This is a genomic window from Pseudomonas sp. P4795, from assembly GCF_048822895.1.
In the GTDB taxonomy this organism is placed as follows: Bacteria; Pseudomonadota; Gammaproteobacteria; order Pseudomonadales; family Pseudomonadaceae; genus Aquipseudomonas.
Genome location: NZ_JBMFBT010000006.1, coordinates 332,421 through 351,415, shown reverse-complemented (window position 1 = coordinate 351,415; position 18,995 = coordinate 332,421). Strand labels below are relative to the sequence as shown.

Here is an 18,995-nt window from a genome sequence, read left to right as displayed (position 1 = left end):
GATCGAACCTGCGCAACCCCACAACCGAGCACGACTTCGAATGGAACGAACATCGAACCTGACCAACCCGGCCCTGGAAAAAACCAGCGGCTGGATCAATGGCTTTATCGGCGTGCTGATTTTCAGTGGATCGCTGCCGGCAACCCGACTTGCGGTGCTGGAGTTCGATCCGGTGTTTCTCACTGTTCTGCGCGCGACCATCGCCGGCGTCTTGGCGCTGTGCTTGTTGTGGGCGTTCCGTGAACGGCGCCCGGCGCGCAATCAGTGGCTGTCGTTATTGATCGTGGCGCTGGGCGTGGTGCTCGGTTTTCCGTTGCTCACGGCACTGGCGCTGCAATACGTGACGTCAGCACATTCGATTGTGTTTGTAGGATTGCTGCCGCTGTCCACCGCGATTTTCGCCGTGCTGCGCGGCGGTGAACGGCCGCGACCGGTGTTCTGGATCTTTTCGGTATTGGGCAGCGCGCTGGTGGTCGGTTTCGCTGTTTCCCAGGGACTGAGCGCCTCGCCCACCGGTGATTTGCTGATGCTGGCTGCGATTATCGCGTGCGGCCTCGGTTACGCCGAAGGCGCAAAACTTTCGCGCGCTCTCGGTGGCTGGCAGGTGATTTGCTGGGCGCTGGTGTTGGCGTTGCCAGTGATGGCCGTGCTCAGTCTGTGGCTCGCACCCGCTTCGTTCAGCGGTATCAGCGTTTCGGCGTGGGTGTGCCTTGGCTACGTCTCGCTGTTCAGCATGTTGATCGGGTTTGTGTTCTGGTATCGCGGGCTGGCGCAGGGCGGGATTGCGGCGGTCGGGCAATTGCAGTTACTGCAGCCGTTTTTCGGTCTGGCGCTGGCGGCGACGTTGCTACATGAGCAGGTCAGCCTCGGCATGCTGGGGGTCACTTTGGGGGTGATTCTGTGCGTGGCCGGGGCGAAGAAGTTCGCCAGGTAGCCCTCAACTGGCGCTGGCCTTCCATTCACGCGGACTCAACCCGGTCTTGCGCCGAAATGCCCGGGCCAGCGCCGAAGGACTTTCGTAGCCGACCTCTTCGGCAATCAGCGCAATCGGCCGGCCTTCGCGCAGACGTTTCTGCGCGAGGCTGACGCGCCAGCTCAACAGATAATCCAGCGGCGTCTGCCCCACCACCCGGCGAAATTGCTCGGCAAAACCGGCGCGCGACAAGTTCGCGACGGCCGCCAGTTCGGCAACACTCCAGGCTTTGGCCGGTTGCTCATGCATCAAGCTCAGGGCACGGGAAAGTCGTGGATCGGCCAGCCCCGCCATCATTCCAGGACGTTGATCGCGACTGCTGATGATGTGCCGCAACAACAGAATCACCAGCAGTTCGAACAGCCGATCCATCACCGCTTCGCGCCCGCAATGTCCGTCGAACGCTTCCTTGAACAGCCATTCCAGCGTGCTGCCGAGTTCAGGAATGTCAGCGAGTTTCAGCACCAGGTAATCCGGCAGCGCCGCCGCCAACGCGTTGCCGGCACCGCCGTCGAAGGTCAGCGATGCACAGACCAGTTGCGTACCCATCGCTTCGTCGGCGAACAGCCGATGGGCAAACGGTCGCGGAAAGAAAATCAGTGTCGGTTGATTCAGGGTGATTTGCGGCTCATTGCCCGGCTTCAGCAACAACTCGCCAGCCTGCAACAAGTGCACATGCCCGCATGTTTGCTCGCCGCCGTAAGCGCTGATACCGCAGAAAGTCCCGCTATGGAAGGTGCCGGCATTGACGCCGAAATGACTGAGCAAGGTCGACAGGCGATCCATGGATGATTCCCCGGCAGGTTTGGACGATCTGTCGCATATCATCGACGATATGCCGCCAAAGCACCAGCCGCGGTGCATAACATGGCTCCATCCCCGGCGCACTTCGCGTCGGATTTTCGGAGAATCATCATGAGCCGCATCAGCCCAGTCAGCCTCGAAACCACTACCGACGCCACCCGCACCGTGCTTGAAGGCGTGCAAAAGAAAATCGGCTTTCTGCCGAACCTGTTCGCCACCCTGGCCACCGCGCCGGTAGCACTGGATGCCTACGTGCAGATCTCCGCCACGCTAGGCAAAACCTCGCTGAGCGCCAAGGAAAAAGAAGCGGTGTATCTCGCCACCTCGCAGGTCAACGGCTGCGACTACTGCCTCGCGGCGCACACTTTTTTTGGCGGTAAGGCCGGGCTGTCCGGGGAGGAAATTGTCGAAGCACGACACGGTCGGCTGAATGCCTTCGCCGCCCTCGCCCAACAATTGACTGAAACCCGTGGACACTTGAGCGCCGAGCAGATTTCGGCCGCACGCGCAGCGGGTATCGACGACAAGAAGATCATCGAAGTAATCGCCATCGTCGCCGCGCAGACGCTGACCAATTACCTCAACAACGTCGCCCTGACCGACATCGACTTCCCCGCCATCGATGCCTGATCAGTGACTGGGGTTGATCTCACTCGTGATCAACCCCGGCACGTTTGAGCAGTTTCTTGCAGCGTTCCGACAGATGAAACACCTGTAAATGCTTGCCAGCCTTCTCGTAGCGTTCACGCAGGGTTTTCAGCGCAGCAATCGCCGAATAATCGACAAAACTCAAATGCCGGCAATCCAGCGTCACCCGATCAGGATCGCTGGCCGGATCAAACTGGTTGAGAAACGGTGTGGTCGAGGCGAAAAACAGCGTGCCGTGCAGGCGATAGAGCTTGCTGCCGTCGGCTTGCAGATGTTCATCCGCATATAACTCGCGCGCCTGCTGCCAGGCAAAGTTCAGCGCTGCGATGATGATCCCGCACAACACCGCTGTCGCAAGATCGGTGAACACCGTGATGGTGGTGACGGCGATGATCACCAGCACGTCGTTGAGCGGCACTTTGTTGAGCACGCGCAACGAGGCCCAGGCGAAGGTCTGCTGCGACACCACGAACATCACGCCGACCAGCGCCGCCAGCGGAATGCGCTCGATCAGCGGCGACAGAAACAGGATGAACAGCAGAATCAGCACGCCCGCAACCACGCCGGACAAGCGCCCGCGCCCGCCGGAACTGAGGTTGATCACGGTCTGGCCGATCATCGCGCAACCACCCATGCCACCGAACATACCCGAGACCATATTCGCCGCGCCGAGCGCCACGCATTCGCGATCCGGATAGCCACGGGTTTCGGTGATTTCGTCGGTCAGATTCAGCGTCAGCAGGGTTTCCAGCAGGCCGACCATGGCCATCAAAATCGCGTAGGGCGCGATGATGCGCAAGGTTTCGAAATTCCACGGGATGTCCGGCAGCGCGAACGTCGGCAGACCACCGGCAATGTGCGCCATGTCACCCAAGGTGCGCGTCGGCAGGCCAAACAGGTAGACCAACAGACCGACGCCGAGGATCGCCACCAATGCCGGCGGCACGGCGCGGGTCAGGCGCGGCAGGATGTAGACGATGGCCATGGTCAGCAGCACCAGCCCGGTCATCAGGTACAACGGCGTGCCGCTGAGCCACTGCTCGCCGCTTTTGAAATGCTCCAGTTGCGCCAGCGCAATAATGATCGCCAGACCGTTGACGAAACCCAGCATTACCGGGTGCGGCACCATGCGCACCAGTTTGCCCAGGCGCAACAACCCGAACGCCATCATGATCAAACCGCCGAGCAACACCGTCGCCAGCAGATACTGCACGCCCTGCTGCACCACCAGCGCAACGATCACCACCGCCATCGAACCGGCCGCGCCCGACACCATGCCCGGCCGACCGCCAAACAACGCGGTCAGCGTACAAATGATGAACGCGCCATACAGGCCCATCAGCGGATTGAGGTGCGCCACCAGCGCAAATGCAATGCATTCGGGCAACAGGGCAAACGAGGTAGTGAGTCCGGCCAGGACATCGGCGCGCAGACGAATCGGTTTCATGGCTTACCTGACAGAGCGACCGACGAGCGCGGTCGCTGAAATTCGCGGAGAAAAGAGGGTTGCGGATGTTACGCAAATGCGTGGGTGCGGGCCAGTGATCGCCGACTGAGATACGTTGCGCTTTAGTTTGCGACTTGAAGGGTCAGGGCATGAAGTCGAGCGGCAGGGTTCCGTCATAGGTATCTTTGTGCCATGCCTGCATGACATCGGGCAGACGTCCCTTCCATTGCGAAACGTTGGTGTAGTAACGGACACGGGGGTTACCCTGCACATCGTAGGTCATCAACATCACCCAAAGCCGAGCGTCGGGAGTGCTCATCAAAATTGACGTAGCCCCGAGACCACGCACCCACATTCTGACGATCCGACTTCCCGGGACATCTGCGCTCGGGTCGCCCTCCATCATCGAGCCGGAAAGATCCACCAGTCTCTGATAGTCATTCTTGAGCAAAGCGTGCAATGCGGCGTTTTCCTGAGAGGAGCGGGCCAAACCGAGTGAGAGCAAATCGTAATCGAGCTGTAACGGTTGGTCAGAGGCCACATAGGTGCCGGAGTAATAAACCCCCATTCCCGCGCTGCACTCGCCGTCGGAACCATCCTGCGTCACGTTGAGTATTCCGTTGACCGCAGTGAAACTCACTGCACATTGCCCTTCGACGTAATTGGCCTGGCTGCCCTTCAATAACGCGACGCCATCCAGATCGCCAGAATTACCACCCTCCGCCACCGAAATATCGAACGAGATATGCGTGGTGTCGAGCTGCTTGGTGTTCAGCGTTGCGCCCGATGAGGGAGTGCCGGGGATGCGTTGCCAGGTGGCGTTCCAATTGAACGGCTTGGTGGCGTATTCAAGTTCGGTGAGACGCATCAGGTAATCGCGCCGTAAGCAGGCAGGCTCCTGGCCGCAAGCACTGCGATTCTTCAGCCATTGCCGCTGACTGGCCTTCAACGCTGTCGGATCTGCGACTTTCGCCAGCGTCGATTTCCAGACCGCACCGAGCTTCTCGTCCAGGTCCGAAAGGTACGGATCCGCACAAATCGCTTTTTCAACAGGACTGGCAGCACTGGCGCAATCAAAACTGCTGGCGTGGGTAACGGAGACAAAAGCGAGGGACGTCACGCACAGCGCGTGACGCAATGTAAAAGTGAGCATCGGCAGATTCCATTCTTCGGGCGGCGGCAGTATGCCTTCAGCCACCCCCGACGTCATTCAGGGAGCAATTGCGCAGATTTTCAGAAGGTGATTTGTGCCGCTGGTTTCACATCGATCCGCGCAACAGATCCGGTCAAGTGCGCCAGATCCTTGTTGTGCTCGGCAATGATGTCTTCGGCACTCATGTTGCCGTTGTCGATGGTGGAATGCGCATCTGACGCCAGTTCCACGTCATAACCCAGTTGATGGGCCTGGCGCACCGTGGCATTCACGCAGTAATCGGTTTGCAGACCGCAGATCACCAGACGATCAAAGTCTTCACGGGGAATCAGTTTCGAAAGGTTGGTCTGGTAGAACGAATCATTGGCGGTTTTATCCACGCGCAGATCGCCGGGCGCGGTGTTCAAACCATCAGCGAGTTGCCAGCCTTCGGCGCCGTGAGCCAAGGGGCTGTCCTTCTCATTATGCTGAATCACAACAACCGGAATGCCCGCTGTGCGTGCCCGAGCGCTGAGGCCGTTGATGGTGTCGATCACCCGTTTGATGTCGTGGCACTCGTATTCGCCGGAGCACAGGGCGCGCTGGACATCGATGATCAGCAATGCGGTGGTCATGGTGAGCCTTCCTTGATCGAACCTTGAGTCAGGGGCGGTGTGCCCGCCCCCTTTTTACGCTGCTCAGTAACCCAATGACAACCCGGTATTGCGCCGTGGATCGTTGGCGCCGTAGAAACGGTTTTTGCCTACCGGTTTACCGTCCAGCGATGGCGCGCCAACGAGGATCGCCGCGATGTGGTTGGCGTCCTGCGGTCCGGCAAACTTGTGGCCCCAGCTCTCGAGAAGCTTCCTGGTGTCGGGACTGGCGGCGAAGTCTTCGAGATTGGTTTCTTCCGGCATCCACTGCTGATGGAAGCGCGGCGCATCGACCGCTTCCTGCAAGCCCATGCCGTAGTCGATGACGTTGAGCATGGTCAGCAGCGTGGCGGTGATTATGCGGCTGCCACCCGGCGTGCCGACTACCATGACCACTTTACCGTCCTTGGTGACGATGGTCGGGCTCATCGACGACAGCGGTGCCTTGCCCGGAGCGATGGCGTTGGCCTCGCCCTGCACCAGACCGTACATGTTCGGCACGCCGACCTTGGAGGTGAAGTCGTCCATTTCATCGTTGAGGATCACCCCGGTCTTGCTCGCCATCACGCCCGCGCCGAACCAGTCGTTGAGGGTGTAAGTCACCGATACCGCGTTGCCCCACTTGTCGACAATCGAATAGTGGGTGGTGTTGCTGCCCTCATGCGGTGCCACACCGGGTTTCAGCTCGGCCGACACGCCGGCCTTCTGCGGGGCGATGGCGTTGCGCAGCTTGGTCGCGTAGTTCTTGTCCAGCAGATGCTCGATCGGATTTTTCACAAAATCCGGGTCACCGAGGTAGCTGTTGCGATCTACATACGCGTGGCGCATGGCTTCGATCTGATAGTGCATGCCCTGGGCCGAATGAAAGCCCAGATCCTTCATCGGATAGCCTTCGAGGATGTTCATGATCTGGCAGATGACTACGCCGCCGGAGCTCGGAGGTGGCGCTGAAACCACGTGATAGCCGCGATAATCGCATTCCACCGGTGCCAGTTCGCGGGTCTTGTATTTATCGAGGTCGGCCTGAGTGATGATGCCTTTGTTGGCCTGACTGGAGGTGACGATGGCGTCGGCCACCCAGCCTTTATAGAACCCGTCGGCGCCCTTCTCGGAAATTTCCCGCAGGGTTTTGCCCAGATCCTTTTGCACCAGTTTCTGCCCGACCTGCATTGGCTCGCCGTTGCTGAGGAAAATCGCACCGGAGTCTTTGATGTCCTTCTTGAACACATCGGTGGCGTATTCCAGCATCTCGACATCGCCCTGCTCCAGCGCGAAGCCGTCTTCAGCCAATTTGATCGCCGGGGCAATCACTTCCTTGCGCGGTTTGGTGCCGTATTTGCTCAGCGCCATTTCCATGCCCGAGACGGTGCCTGGTATGCCGACCGCCAGATGACCGCGAGTGCTCAGCTCGGGAATGACGTTGCCTTCCTTGTCCAGGTACATATTGGCGGTGGCGGCCAACGGGGCTTTTTCGCGGAAGTCGAGGAAGGTCTTGCGCCCGTCAGCCAGCTGAATGGTCATGAAACCGCCGCCACCGAGGTTGCCCGCGGCGGGGTAAACCACCGCCAGCGCGTAACCCACGGCGACTGCCGCATCGACGGCATTGCCGCCGCTCTTCAAAACATCGACGCCAACGTGGCTGGCCAGATGCTGGGCCGTGACCACCATGCCGTTTTCGGCGGCAACCGGTGCCACCGAGGCGGCGTGAGCCATGAGGCAACTGAGGGCCAACGAGGTCGCAATCAGCGATTTGGCAAAAGGTTCGTACTTCATGAGTCGATCTCTTCTTTTTATTAGGTAGGAAAACGCTTCAAGAGCAACAGCCAGTATGGTCGCGATTACGATTTGCGCCTCCCCGGTCAGGCAGTATGCTGAGCGTCGTTCCCGCCTCGCCCCGGAGTTTTCCCCATGGCCCACACGTTCATCACCCTGCCCTCGCCGGTCGGCGAATTGAAGCTGGTCGCGAATGGTTCACGACTGGTGGCCATCCTCTGGGAAAACGACAAACCGAACCGGGTGCGGCTGGGGCCTATGACTGAATCACCGGACGATCCGGTTCTGATGAAAACTGCGCAGCAATTGAAAGAATATTTCACCGGCACACGCGATGCCTTCGAACTGGACCTGGATTTCACCGGCACCGAATTCCAGAGAAAAGTCTGGGCCGCGCTGCTGACCATTCCTTTCGGTGAAACCCGCACTTACAGCCAGATTGCAATCCAGATCGGCCACCCCAGCGCCGTGCGTGCAGTCGGTGCGGCGAACGGGCGCAATCCGATCTCGATCATTGCGCCGTGTCACCGGGTGATCGGCGCGTCGGGGAAACTGACCGGTTTTGCCGGAGGTCTCGAAGCGAAGGAGCGTTTGCTCACGCTGGAGGGCGGCCAGTGGACTGCTGTCGGCAAGACTGGCGACTTGTTTTAAGCAACAAACAGATTATTCATCGCCGCGTACTGTAAGAGCATGATGGTCTTCGCATCGCAGATCTCACCTCGTTGAAACGCCCGCAGCGCATCGTCGAAATGCCACTCCAATACTTCCAGTTCTTCGGTTTCTTCTTCCAGTCCGCCACCCTCGCTGACTTTCGACGCCGCATCGTATTCGGCGATGAAGAAGTGCAGCTTCTCGGTCACCGAGCCGGGACTCATATAAGCCTCGAACACTTTCTTTACGTCATGCACGCGGTAGCCGGTTTCCTCCTCGGCTTCCTCGCGAATCCGTTGCTCCGGCGCTACACCTTCAAGCAACCCCGCCGCCACTTCGATTAGCAAGCCATCGTGACCGTTGACGAACACGGGCAGACGAAACTGGCGAGTCAACACCACCGTGCGCTTCTCGCGGTTGAACAGCAGAATCGCGGCACCGTTGCCCCGGTCATAAACCTCGCGGCTCTGGCGCTGCCATTCACCGTTGTTGCGCAGGTAGTCGAAGGTGATTTTTTTCAGCAGATACCAGTCTTCGGACAACACCTGAGTTTCGACAATGTTGACTCGCTCGGCTGTATTGGGCATGACGCTTGATCCTTCTTTGTCATTGGAGGGGCGACCATGTTAGGCGAAAAAATTCCGCGCATTAACGAAAAAAAGCCCGGCAGCGCTACCGGGCTCTTTATTGGTTTACGACTGACGGGCGATGTTTGCCGTTGCAGCGTCAGGCTCATGGGTGGCTGACGCCGCTCCGTGAATCAGTGGCCCATACCGCCGACTGAATTCCCAGTTGTACGGCACCCGATCCTTGCTCACGCCGTTGTCCCAGTTCACCGACCAGGTCATCAAGCCCTTGATCGCCAGCCCTTTGACTGCCAGACGCTTCATCGCATTACCGACCGCGTTTTTGTCGATCACATAACCGGTCGCAGCGGCGTCGACGTTGGTGGGCAGGCCGATGACGAACTTGTCCGCCGGGATTTTGGTGAAGCCGCGTGTGCCGGTTACCAGGCTTTCGGTCAGGTAGTACAGGAAGTCTTCCTTCAGCGCATCGTTGTTCTGCGCGATCCACGCGCCGCTGCCATTGTTGGCTTCCGGCACCCAGACGCCGTCGCCGCCCTGGTTATAGAACTGCGGGGCGATGAAGTCGTAGTAGCCTTCCAGCGACCGCAAGTAGTCGACGTATTTGCCGTTGCTGGTCAGGTACGGAAACTCCGGCGCCATGCTGATGATGAAGTGCTTGCCCTGGCCGGCGTAGTGATCCTTGACCAGTTTCAGCGCGGCCGGCAGGACAGTCTTGTTGGCAGCGAAATCAATCGCGCTCTGTTCAAGGTCGATGTCCAGACCATCAAAGCCGTAGGTTTCCACCAGACGGATGATTTCGTTGGCCAGCGGTTGTTCCTGACCGCTGCGCAACTCGATGTGCGCGTCGGCGCCGCCGAGGGAGATCAGCACCGCCCGCCCCTGACTGTTGAGCACACCGACCTGACGGCGGAACTCGGTATCGGAGAGGCTGTACGGTTTGAAGGTCGGGATCCCGCTGCCCTTCATGAAGGCCACCGCGACTACGTTGTAGTCCTTGGGCACATCTTCGAGCGCGATGTTGGCGAACTGACCGCGTTGGTAACCGTCGCTCGGCCCCGCCGGCCAGTTATGCCAGAAGCCCATGAGGATCTTCTTGCCGGCGATGCTCGGCATCAGCGAAGCGGCGTCGCTCGCCTTGTTTTGCAATAAGGTGAAATCGATATTCGACATGTTCTAATCCTTCAGAACGTGTGGGTTGGTGTTGCGGACTTATTTGAAGTCCACATCGAACACTTGATAGAAAGCGTTGCCAGTGTTGGCAACGATCCACATCAGGACGATGACGTGGTGACCCTTCTTGTTGGCCGGAAGTTTCACCTCGTGATTGACCTTGGCCTTCAATTCCGCCGAATGACTGTAGTACGGAACCTGAGTATAGAAATCCTCGGCGAACGGCTGCGCGTCCAGTTGCGCACGGCTGATGCGCTGCTGCGGATCCCAGCCATCCTTGGTGATCAGCCAACGGTAGCCACGGGTGGTGTGCGGTGCGGTGTACTCCCAATTGACCTTCAGAGTCTGGCCAGGCGTGACGTTGAGCAGCGGCCACGTAAACGGACGACCGAGTTTCTTGCTCATTTCCGCTTCGGTAAAGTTGACGCAATCCCGGGCGTCATCCTTGCCGCCGCTGAGAATGTGACCGTCGGTCGGTGGCACGACGCTTGGGGTATCCGACCCGTAAGGCGCCGGGAACGGACCGGCCACCAGCGCCGGGAAGTTTTTGCCCCCTTCCATCTCGTTGACTTGCCAGCCGCCGAGTAATCCTTGCTCGATGGCCACCGCGCCACGACTGGCCGGGGAGATAACGCGACCGTGTCGCAGTTGGTTTTCAGCTTGTGGTTGATTCATGTTTTTCACTCCGTTGATTTAAGAACTCTCCTTTCCGAGGAGAGGCCTTCAACCTAACGGAGATGGATTTTTTGTCCATTGGCGGATTTGTCGCGGTCGCAGGCACTGGTTCACGAAAACGCTGAAAACACTGGATGTAAACACAGTGCTTTATGCGTAATCCTACTCGACATATGGAGAAAGGATTACACGCCGAGACCACATAAACCTGCATCCAGCGATCAAGCCAATTGAGCTTTGAACTCCTTTTGGTATTGCCCCGCGAGTTGCTCTTTCTGTTTTTCGTCGAGCAGTTTGCCGGCCATCTGGAAGAACTTCTGCTCCTCTTCCTTCAGATGGTGATGGACCTTGTCCGACAGCTTCTTCGCAGTCGCGAGCCAGGCCGGACTGGACATTTCAGTCTCGTCCAGTTCTTCCATCATCTCGTCCATTTCATGGTGTTCGGCGATGGCATGGCGGCTGAGGTCGACGCCTTGGTCCATCTCCATCAACGGGATATAGAAGAAGCGCTCCTCGGCGGTTTCATGGGCCTGCAACTCGGCTTTGAGCTGTTTGTAGGCCTCGACGCGTTCCGGGCTGTCGCCGCTGGTTTCGATCAATGCCTTGGCGTAGGTGCGCTGACGGTCGTGGCTTTCGCGCAGGGCTTCGAAAATGTTCATGGAGTCTCCTCGGCTATGCGTTCTGAATTGACGCTGTAAGGCCTAGACCGCAACGCGCAAGCGACGGTTCCATGAGCGTTGCGGGGGATAGAACAATCGCTCAGAGACAGCTAGGCTGCGGGTCTCTGCCATAAGGAAGTAGCACATGACGTTGCGGATCGAGCTGTCGCAAACCAACACGGAAGAAGAACGCCTGGCGATTCTTGCGCCGTTACATGCTTACAACGTTGCCAAGGCTGGAATTGCCAAATCCAAGCCGCTGACCTTGCTGGTGCGTGATGAGCAGGACGTCATACTCGGCGGTCTCTATGGACGATTTGTGTGCCAGTGGCTGTTCATCGATTTGCTGGCGGTGCCGGAGCAAGGCCGCGGGCAAGGTATTGGCTCGAAACTGATGCACATGGCCGAAGACCTGGCGCGGGAAAACGGGTGCATCGGGATCTGGCTGGACACCTTTGATTTTCAGGCGCCGGAATTCTACAAGAAGCTCGGCTTCAGCCAGTTCGGTGAGCTGGTCGATTATCCGCCGGGGCACAAGCGCCACTTCTTTCAGAAGCGCCTGAATAGCTGAACCGGCGGATCACGGCTGTGTTAGAGGCAGGTCGCCAACGCCGCCAACCGGCGCTTGGCGACAAAATCATCTTTCTGCGCGTAGTAGTTCAACAGGGTGCCAGAGGCATCACTGCTGACATCGACGAACGACTCCGCCGAGCGCGTATAAACCGTCGAGCCGCCCTTCTTGCCCGGTTGCAGATACGCGCCCGCATCCACGCCGAACACCGCTTCGTCCTGCCAGGAGAACTGGATGCACTGGGCCACGACTTTCTCGGGTTTGTCCGAATTCAACACCTTGTACGGGGTTTGGGTGCGGGCATCTTCCATCACCGAACCTGCGCAACCGGCCAGCATGCTCGCTGCCAGCGCCACCATCAGAATTCGCATTGCATTCGCTCATTCAGAAAAAAGCGGACTGTATCACCGCAGCGCCGCGAAACGTTCTGCTTTACTGCATTTAGCGCGCGACACATTGCGCCTGCTCCTGCACCCTATGGTCATCAAGCCCTACAAGGAAAGCCCATGGCGCCTACCGACCAGCGACACGAACACGCCTTGAAACTGTTTCTCGATGCGCGGCCCGAACTGCGCGAGACCCTCGATCATCTGAATCCGTTGTTGGCCCAGGCCAAGGGTGAAACCCAGGCGCAGTACCGCGAAGAACGCCTGCACGAAGCGTTTGAGGCCGAGGCTGAAAGCCTGAACCTGTTCGCCTGGGAACTGACGTTGAAACTGACCGCTGACACGCCTGAGGAATATCAGGCACAACGGCTTGAGGTGCATCGCGAAGTCGCGGAGATGGCCGGTATGGACTGGCTGGAGTATTGCGATTTGTACGGCATAGAGCCGTAACGCATCGCACGGACAACATCGACTTCGCCGCCCTGCCGAGAAAGCTTTATCATGGCCGCAGTTTTGCTGATCGAGTCCGTCATGAAGTTCGCCATTGCGTTGTTCTCCGCCGCCCACGCGCCCTCCTCGCGTCGCGCCCTGCTGTTCGCTCAGGCGGCGCTGGCCGGGGGGCATGAAATTGTCCGGCTGTTTTTCTATCAGGACGGCGTGTTCAACGCCTCGGATGCGCTGGTCACCCCGCAAGATGAACTGGACTTGGCCAAGCAATGGCGCGCCTTCATCACCGAGCAAAATCTGGACGGTGTGGTGTGTATTGCCGCTGCCCTGCGCCGTGGTGTGCTGAATGACGAAGAAGCCAAGCGCTATCAGCGTGATGCGGTCGCCGTCAGCGCGCCTTGGGAATTGTCCGGCCTCGGTCAGCTGCACGATGCGGTGCAAGACGCTGACCGACTGATCTGTTTCGGAGGCGCGTGAGATGGCTAAATCCCTGTTGATCATCAGCCGCCAGTCGCCGTGGTCCGGCCCGAGTGCGCGCGAGGCGCTGGACATCGTGCTGGCCGGTGGCGCGTTCGATCTGCCGATCGGCCTGCTGTTTCTCGATGACGGAGTGTTGCAACTCGGCGCCGGGCAGAACGCCAAAGCCCTGCAACAGAAAGACCTGAGCGCCAACCTGCAAGCGCTGCCGATGTTTGGCGTTGAGGAACTGTTCTATTGCGCTGAAAGCGCCAACGCTCGCGGCATGGGCCAACTGTCGCTGGAAGAAGCACAACCGCTTGGTGCCGCTCACATCACCGCCCTTATTGACCGTTACGACCAGGTGATCACCCTCTGATGTCGACTTTGCATGTGTTGTCTCATTCCCCGTTCGGCGACGACCGACTGACCAGTTGCCTGCGTTTGATCGGCAGCTCTGATGCCTTGCTGTTGTCCGGTGACGCGGTCTACGCGCTGCAACCGGACACCGCGCCGCTGGCTGCTTTGCAAAGCCGTCAGGAAAATTTGTACGTGCTGGCGGAAGATGCCGAAGCCCGCGCGGTATTGGTCCCCGATTGGGCCGAAGTGATCGATTACCCGGGCTTCGTCGAATTGTCGATCCGCTATGACAAGGTCAACAGCTGGCTATGAGTGTTTTGAACGTCGGCGCCCGCGCCATCGAAGTGGACAAGGACGGCTTTCTGCTCGACCTCAGCGACTGGTCGGCAGACGTTGCCAGCGCCCTCGCCTCCGCCGAAGACATCGAGTTGACTGCCGAACACTGGGAGGTCCTCGAACTGCTGCGCAGCTTCTATGCCGAATTCCAGCTGTCGCCTGCCACGCGGCCACTGATCAAGTACACCGCGCTGAAACTCGGCGTGGACAAAGGCAACAGCCTGCACCTGAACCGATTGTTCAAAGGCACTCCCGCCAAACTCGCCGCGAAACTGGCGGGCCTGCCCAAACCGACGAATTGCTTATGACCGACTTTCCAGCGCTGACCCTCGAAACGCCCGCCGAGCATCCATTTGCGCAATTCGTGCGGATTCTCGGCAAAGGCAAACGCGGCGCCCGCGACCTGACCCGCACCGAAGCCCGGGAAGCCATGGGCATGGTGCTCGACGATAAAGTCGAAGACACCCAGCTCGGCGCCTTCCTGATGTTGCTGCGGCACAAGGAAGAAAGCGCCGAAGAAATGGCCGGTTTCACCGAGGCCTTGCGCGAGCGCTTGCAGGCGCCGGCGTTGAATGTCGATCTGGACTGGCCAACCTATGCCGGTAAAAAGCGTCACCTGCCGTGGTATCTGCTGGCGGCCAAGTGCCTGGCGCAGAACGGCGTGCGCATTTTCATGCACGGCGGCGGCGCACACACTGCCGGGCGTATGTACTCGGAGCAACTGCTTGGCGATCTGAACATCCCGTTGTGCCGCGACTGGAAGCAGGTCGGCAGCGCGCTGGACAACGGCGGATTGGCATTCATGCCGCTGGTGGACTGGGCGCCGCAGTTGCAGAACATGATCGACCTGCGCAACACCCTCGGCCTGCGTTCGCCGATTCATTCGCTGGCGCGGATTCTCAATCCGCTGGGCGCGCGTTGCGGCTTGCAAAGCATTTTCCACCCTGGCTATCAAGCAGTGCATCGCGATGCCAGCGGTTTGCTCGGCGACACGGCGATTGTGGTCAAGGGCGATGGCGGCGAAATCGAGATCAACCCGGACGCCGACAGCCATTTGTACGGCACCACTGGCGGTCAGAGCTGGGACGAGGAATGGCCGCAGTTGTCGGCACAGCGCCACGTCAAACCAGCATCGCTGGACGTCGAGCATTTGAAAGCGGTTTGGCGCGGTGATGTGGTCGACAGCTACCCGCAAATGGCCCTGATTTCGACCATGGCACTGGCGCTGCGCGGTTTGGGTCAGAGCCGCGAACAGGCCTTCGCGACCGCCGAGCAATACTGGGCCGCGCGCAACGAATCGATTTAACCGATCATTCACGCCCGATCTTTGCGCTTTTTGTTCGAACTCATCGGAATAGACTCGACTCCAACGAATTATTGATTCTGGAGTCTTGATCATGGGTTTACTCGTCGATGGCCGCTGGCAGGACAAGTGGTACGAAAGCAGCAAGGACGGCGCGTTCCAGCGCGAACAGGCGCAACGGCGCAACTGGGTCAGCACTGACGGCCAGCCTGGCCCGAGCGGAGAAGGCGGTTTTGCTGCCGAGGCCGGGCGCTATCACCTCTATGTTTCGCTCGCTTGCCCGTGGGCGCATCGCACGCTGATCCTGCGCAAACTCAAAGGGCTGGAAAGTCTGATCGACGTATCGGTGGTCAGTTGGCTGATGCTGGAGAACGGCTGGACCTTCGACCAAAACCTCGGCTCGACCGGCGACAAACTCGATGATTTCGACTTCATGCACCAGCGCTATACGGCCGACACTGCCAACTACACTGGTCGCGTCACTGTGCCGGTGCTATGGGACAAAAAACTCAGACGCATCGTCAGCAATGAATCGGCGGAGATCATCCGCATGTTCAACAGCGCATTTGATCATCTGACTGGCAATGACCTCGACTTCTACCCGGCGCCATTACGCAGCGAGATCGATGTGCTGAACGAGCGGATTTATCCAGCGGTGAACAACGGTGTATATCGCGCCGGGTTCGCCACTTCGCAGCAAGCGTATGAAGAAGCTTTCGATGAGGTGTTTGCCGAGCTGGATCATCTGGAGCAGGTGCTGGGCGCGAATCGCTACTTGAGCGGCGAATTCCTGACTGAGGCGGATGTGCGCTTGTTTACCACGCTGATCCGCTTTGACGCGGTGTATCACGGGCACTTCAAGTGCAATCTGCGGCGGATTGCCGATTATCCGAACCTGTCGAACTGGTTGCGCGAGATGTATCAGGTGCCGGGAGTGGCCGAGACGGTGGATTTTCAGCACATCAAGCATCACTACTACGGTAGCCACAAGACCATTAACCCGACCGGGGTTGTGCCGAAGGGGCCGGAGCAGGATTTCACCGTGGGGCATGACCGCGAGCGGCTGAGAGGCAAAGGCGTTTGGCGCCGGGGTTGATTGCTTCGGTGTATTTGAGGGCCTCATCGCTGGCAAGCCAGCTCCCACAGTGATTAGTGTGATGCTGGAGATTACAGCTCCACTACGATTCCACAGGCCTTGGGTGATGCTGGAGATTGCAGCTTCAACACAAAACCTGTGGGAGCTGGCTTGCCAGCGATGGGCGCGACTCGGTCTGTCAGACCTGCGCCTGTGCGCCTTCAAACCATGCGAGTTTCTCGCGCAATTGCACCACTTCGCCGACGATCACCAGTGTCGGCGCATGTACTTCATGCTCCGCCACCAATCGCGGTAAATCGGCCAATGTCCCGGTAAATACCCGCTGATTGACCGTCGTGCCCTGCTGGATCAACGCCGCTGGCGTATCCGCCGCACGACCATGCTTGATCAACTGCTCGCATATCACCGGCAACCCCACCAGCCCCATGTAGAACACCAGCGTCTGCGCCGGGGAGACAAGGTCCGCCCATGGCAGATCTGTGGAACCGTCCTTCAAGTGACCGGTAACAAAACGCACCGACTGCGCGTAATCACGATGAGTCAGCGGAATACCCGCATACGCCGCACAACCACTGGCCGCAGTAATGCCCGGCACTACCTGAAACGGAATGCCATGCGCCGCCAGTTCTTCGATCTCTTCGCCGCCACGGCCGAAGATGAACGGATCACCGCCCTTCAAGCGCACCACGCGTTTGCCGGCCTTGGCCAGATCGACCAGTTGCTGGTTGATCTGATCCTGCGGCACGGCGTGCTCGGCGCGGCGTTTGCCGACATAAACCCGTTCGGCGTCGCGACGACACAGTTCGAGAATCGCTGGCGCCACCAAGCGGTCGTACAGCACCACGTCGGCTTGCTGCATCAGACGCAAGGCGCGGAAAGTCAGCAGATCCGGATCTCCCGGGCCGGCTCCCACCAGATACACCTCACCGGTAGTGATGCTCGGTTCCCCGTCGATTTTCGCCTGCAACAGACGCTCGGCCTCGGAGCCCTGCCCGGCCAGTTGCCGGTCGGCAATCGGGCCTTGAAACACGTCTTCCCAGAAACCGCGACGCTGCTGCACGTCCGGAAACAGGCCTTTGACCTGATTACGGAAACGCGCGGCCAGACCGGCCAATTGGCCGTAGGTCGAAGGAATCCAGGTTTCGATCTTGGCGCGAATCAGCCGCGCCAGCACCGGCGCATCGCCGCCGCTGGACACCGCGATGATCAGCGGCGAGCGATCAACGATCGCCGGGAAAATCACGCTGCACAGCGCAGGCGCATCGACCACGTTGACCGGCACGCAACGCCGATGGGCATCGGTGGAGACTTGCGCATTCAGGGTTTCGTCGTCGGTGGCAGCAATGATCAGCCCGCAACCGTCGAGATCCGTTTCGACATAACCGCGCAACAGGCACTCGCCACCGCTGGCAGCGACCAGTTCAGCCAATTGCGTTTCGATTTCAGGTGCGACCACCCGCAGCAGCGCACCGGCGTCGGCCAGCAGGCGGGATTTGCGCAAGGCAATTTCCCCCCCACCGACGACCAACACACGACTGCCGCGCAGGTTGTGAAACAGCGGCAGATATTTCATTTAGCCGATGACCTCGAGGCCACCCATGTACGGCTTGAGAACCTCCGGAACGCGGATCGAACCGTCAGCCTGCTGATAGTTTTCCAGCACGGCAACCAGCGTACGACCGACTGCCAGACCGGAACCGTTGAGGGTGTGCACCAGCTCTGGCTTGCCGGTTTCCGGGTTGCGGAAACGCGCCTGCATACGACGCGCCTGGAAATCGCCGCAGTTCGAGCACGAGGAGATTTCGCGGTATTTGTCCTGGCTCGGAATCCACACTTCCAGATCGTAGGTTTTGACCGCGCTGAAACCCATGTCGCCGGTGCACAGCGCCAGAGTGCGGTAAGGCAATTCGAGCAGTTGCAGGACTTTTTCAGCGTTGGCGGTCAGGCCTTCCAGCGCTTCCATCGACTGCGATGGCTCAACAATCTGCACCATCTCAACCTTGTCGAACTGGTGCTGACGGATCATGCCGCGGGTGTCGCGACCCGACGCACCGGCTTCACTACGGAAGCAAGGCGTGTGGGCGACGAACTTGATCGGTAGCAGTTTCGAATCGACGATTTCGCCGGCCACGATATTGGTCAGCGACACTTCCGCAGTCGGAATCAAGTACAGATCGGCTTCGCCTTCGCGAGTGATCTTGAACAGGTCTTCTTCGAACTTCGGCAGTTGACCAGTGCCTTGCAGCGCCGGCGCCTGAACCAGATAAGGCGTGTAGGCCTCTTCGTAGCCGTGCTCGTTGACGTGCAGGTTGATCATGAACTGCGCCAGGGCGCGGTGCAGACGGGCGATCGGGCCACGCAGCAGGGCGAAACGTGCGCCGGACAGTTTGGCGGCGGTTTCAAAGTCGAGCCAGCCGAACTTCTCGCCCAGCGCAACGTGGTCTTTCACTTCGAAATCGAATGCAGTCGGCGTGCCCCAACGGCGCACTTCGACGTTGCCGTCTTCGTCAGCACCCACTGGCACCGATTCGTGCGGCAGGTTGGGAATGCCGAGCAGGATCGAGTCCAGCTCGGTCTGGATCGCGTCCAGCTCGACTTTGCCGGCACTCAATTCGCCCGCCATGCGCTCGACGTCCGCCATCAACGGCGCGATGTCTTCGCCGCGCTGCTTGGCCTGACCGATGGATTTGGAACGCGCATTACGCTCAGCCTGCAGTGCTTCGGTGCGGGTCTGGACGGTCTTGCGCTGTTCTTCCAGCGCTTCGATGCGCGCGGTATCCAGGGCATAACCACGGGAAGCCAGGCGGTCCGCTACGTCCTGAAGGTTGCTACGTAACAGTTTGGAATCGAGCATGTCGGTTTCTCGTT

Annotated in this window: 22 protein-coding genes and 1 pseudogene; 11 read left to right on the top strand and 12 right to left on the bottom strand. The window is 59.3% G+C overall.

Features of this window, described 5'->3' with window-relative positions; genetic code table 11:
- The first annotated feature begins 40 nt into the window (after positions 1 to 40).
- Positions 41 to 934, top strand: coding sequence for a DMT family transporter (locus ACOI8A_RS19625; protein ID WP_420648934.1), 894 nt, complete (start codon positions 41 to 43; stop codon positions 932 to 934).
- 3 nt (positions 935 to 937) lie between these two features.
- Here ACOI8A_RS19625 and ACOI8A_RS19620 read toward each other — a convergent pair whose 3' ends face one another.
- Complete coding sequence (locus ACOI8A_RS19620) at positions 938 to 1,759, bottom strand: cupin domain-containing protein (RefSeq protein WP_420648935.1); 822 nt, start codon at positions 1,757 to 1,759, stop codon at positions 938 to 940.
- 129 nt (positions 1,760 to 1,888) lie between these two features.
- Here ACOI8A_RS19620 and ACOI8A_RS19615 point away from each other — a divergent pair, with 129 nt between their 5' ends.
- Entirely contained in the window at positions 1,889 to 2,407 is a 519-nt protein-coding gene (locus ACOI8A_RS19615; RefSeq protein WP_420648936.1) for a carboxymuconolactone decarboxylase family protein, read from the top strand.
- Between the two features lie 19 nt (positions 2,408 to 2,426).
- On the opposite strand, the gene ACOI8A_RS19610 is transcribed toward ACOI8A_RS19615, so the two are convergent.
- The 4 genes from ACOI8A_RS19610 to ggt form a co-directional block, all read right to left on the bottom strand.
- A complete protein-coding gene (locus ACOI8A_RS19610) occupies positions 2,427 to 3,872 on the bottom strand; it encodes a SulP family inorganic anion transporter (protein WP_420648937.1) in 1,446 nt (481 codons plus the stop codon).
- A 142-nt stretch (positions 3,873 to 4,014) separates the two neighbouring features.
- On the bottom strand, positions 4,015 to 5,070 hold the full coding sequence (locus ACOI8A_RS19605; RefSeq protein ID WP_420651410.1) for a lysozyme inhibitor LprI family protein: 1,056 nt from the start codon (positions 5,068 to 5,070) through the stop codon (positions 4,015 to 4,017).
- Positions 5,071 to 5,105: 35 nt separating this feature from the next.
- Positions 5,106 to 5,639 carry a cysteine hydrolase family protein gene (locus ACOI8A_RS19600; RefSeq protein WP_420648939.1) on the bottom strand — a complete coding sequence of 178 codons (534 nt, stop codon included), beginning with the start codon at positions 5,637 to 5,639 and terminating at the stop codon, positions 5,106 to 5,108.
- A gap of 63 nt (positions 5,640 to 5,702) precedes the next feature.
- A complete protein-coding gene (gene ggt / locus ACOI8A_RS19595) occupies positions 5,703 to 7,430 on the bottom strand; it encodes a gamma-glutamyltransferase (RefSeq protein WP_420648940.1) in 1,728 nt (575 codons plus the stop codon).
- A 135-nt stretch (positions 7,431 to 7,565) separates the two neighbouring features.
- On the opposite strand from ggt, the gene ACOI8A_RS19590 reads away from it, so the two are divergent.
- Positions 7,566 to 8,081, top strand: coding sequence for a methylated-DNA--[protein]-cysteine S-methyltransferase (locus tag ACOI8A_RS19590; RefSeq protein WP_420648941.1), 516 nt, complete (start codon positions 7,566 to 7,568; stop codon positions 8,079 to 8,081).
- Here ACOI8A_RS19590 and ACOI8A_RS19585 read toward each other — a convergent pair.
- The 4 genes and pseudogenes from ACOI8A_RS19585 to ACOI8A_RS19570 form a co-directional block, all read right to left on the bottom strand.
- On the bottom strand, positions 8,078 to 8,668 hold the full coding sequence (locus ACOI8A_RS19585) for an NUDIX domain-containing protein (protein ID WP_420648942.1): 591 nt from the start codon (positions 8,666 to 8,668) through the stop codon (positions 8,078 to 8,080). The two genes, ACOI8A_RS19590 and ACOI8A_RS19585, sit on opposite strands and share 4 nt — an antisense overlap.
- A 135-nt stretch (positions 8,669 to 8,803) precedes the next feature.
- A pseudogene (locus ACOI8A_RS19580) lies at positions 8,804 to 9,838 on the bottom strand (chitinase); the annotation flags it as partial.
- 39 nt (positions 9,839 to 9,877) lie between these two features.
- A complete protein-coding gene (locus ACOI8A_RS19575) occupies positions 9,878 to 10,513 on the bottom strand; it encodes a lytic polysaccharide monooxygenase auxiliary activity family 9 protein (protein WP_420648943.1) in 636 nt (211 codons plus the stop codon).
- 221 nt (positions 10,514 to 10,734) lie between these two features.
- Complete coding sequence (locus ACOI8A_RS19570) at positions 10,735 to 11,172, bottom strand: hemerythrin domain-containing protein (protein WP_420648944.1); 438 nt, start codon at positions 11,170 to 11,172, stop codon at positions 10,735 to 10,737.
- A gap of 145 nt (positions 11,173 to 11,317) precedes the next feature.
- Between ACOI8A_RS19570 and ACOI8A_RS19565 the strand changes: the two genes are divergently transcribed.
- Complete coding sequence (locus ACOI8A_RS19565) at positions 11,318 to 11,743, top strand: GNAT family N-acetyltransferase (RefSeq protein WP_420648945.1); 426 nt, start codon at positions 11,318 to 11,320, stop codon at positions 11,741 to 11,743.
- A gap of 20 nt (positions 11,744 to 11,763) precedes the next feature.
- Here the strand turns inward: ACOI8A_RS19565 and ACOI8A_RS19560 are convergent, their stop codons facing one another.
- Positions 11,764 to 12,114 carry a hypothetical protein gene (locus ACOI8A_RS19560; RefSeq protein ID WP_420648946.1) on the bottom strand — a complete coding sequence of 117 codons (351 nt, stop codon included), beginning with the start codon at positions 12,112 to 12,114 and terminating at the stop codon, positions 11,764 to 11,766.
- A gap of 135 nt (positions 12,115 to 12,249) precedes the next feature.
- On the opposite strand from ACOI8A_RS19560, the gene ACOI8A_RS19555 reads away from it, so the two are divergent.
- From ACOI8A_RS19555 to ACOI8A_RS19525, 7 genes are all read left to right on the top strand, one after another.
- Complete coding sequence (locus ACOI8A_RS19555; protein ID WP_420648947.1) at positions 12,250 to 12,579, top strand: DUF6388 family protein; 330 nt, start codon at positions 12,250 to 12,252, stop codon at positions 12,577 to 12,579.
- 81 nt (positions 12,580 to 12,660) lie between these two features.
- A complete protein-coding gene (gene tusD / locus ACOI8A_RS19550) occupies positions 12,661 to 13,053 on the top strand; it encodes a sulfurtransferase complex subunit TusD (protein ID WP_420648948.1) in 393 nt (130 codons plus the stop codon).
- Between the two features lies 1 nt (position 13,054).
- Positions 13,055 to 13,411: a sulfurtransferase complex subunit TusC gene (tusC, locus tag ACOI8A_RS19545; RefSeq protein WP_420648949.1), complete on the top strand. Its 357-nt coding sequence runs from the start codon at positions 13,055 to 13,057 to the stop codon at positions 13,409 to 13,411.
- Positions 13,411 to 13,704 carry a sulfurtransferase complex subunit TusB gene (gene tusB / locus ACOI8A_RS19540; protein ID WP_420648950.1) on the top strand — a complete coding sequence of 98 codons (294 nt, stop codon included), beginning with the start codon at positions 13,411 to 13,413 and terminating at the stop codon, positions 13,702 to 13,704. Before tusC ends, tusB begins: the two co-directional genes overlap by 1 nt.
- A complete protein-coding gene (locus ACOI8A_RS19535) occupies positions 13,701 to 14,036 on the top strand; it encodes a TusE/DsrC/DsvC family sulfur relay protein (protein WP_420648951.1) in 336 nt (111 codons plus the stop codon). The genes tusB and ACOI8A_RS19535 overlap by 4 nt, the downstream gene beginning before the upstream one ends.
- A complete protein-coding gene (locus ACOI8A_RS19530; protein WP_420648952.1) occupies positions 14,033 to 15,034 on the top strand; it encodes a glycosyl transferase family protein in 1,002 nt (333 codons plus the stop codon). The genes ACOI8A_RS19535 and ACOI8A_RS19530 overlap by 4 nt, the downstream gene beginning before the upstream one ends.
- A 91-nt stretch (positions 15,035 to 15,125) precedes the next feature.
- Complete coding sequence (locus ACOI8A_RS19525) at positions 15,126 to 16,127, top strand: glutathione S-transferase family protein (protein ID WP_420648953.1); 1,002 nt, start codon at positions 15,126 to 15,128, stop codon at positions 16,125 to 16,127.
- A 178-nt stretch (positions 16,128 to 16,305) separates the two neighbouring features.
- Here ACOI8A_RS19525 and cysG read toward each other — a convergent pair whose 3' ends face one another.
- A complete protein-coding gene (gene cysG / locus ACOI8A_RS19520; protein ID WP_420648954.1) occupies positions 16,306 to 17,700 on the bottom strand; it encodes a siroheme synthase CysG in 1,395 nt (464 codons plus the stop codon).
- Positions 17,701 to 18,981 carry a serine--tRNA ligase gene (gene serS, locus ACOI8A_RS19515; RefSeq protein WP_420648955.1) on the bottom strand — a complete coding sequence of 427 codons (1,281 nt, stop codon included), beginning with the start codon at positions 18,979 to 18,981 and terminating at the stop codon, positions 17,701 to 17,703.
- Positions 18,982 to 18,995: the final 14 nt, after the last annotated feature.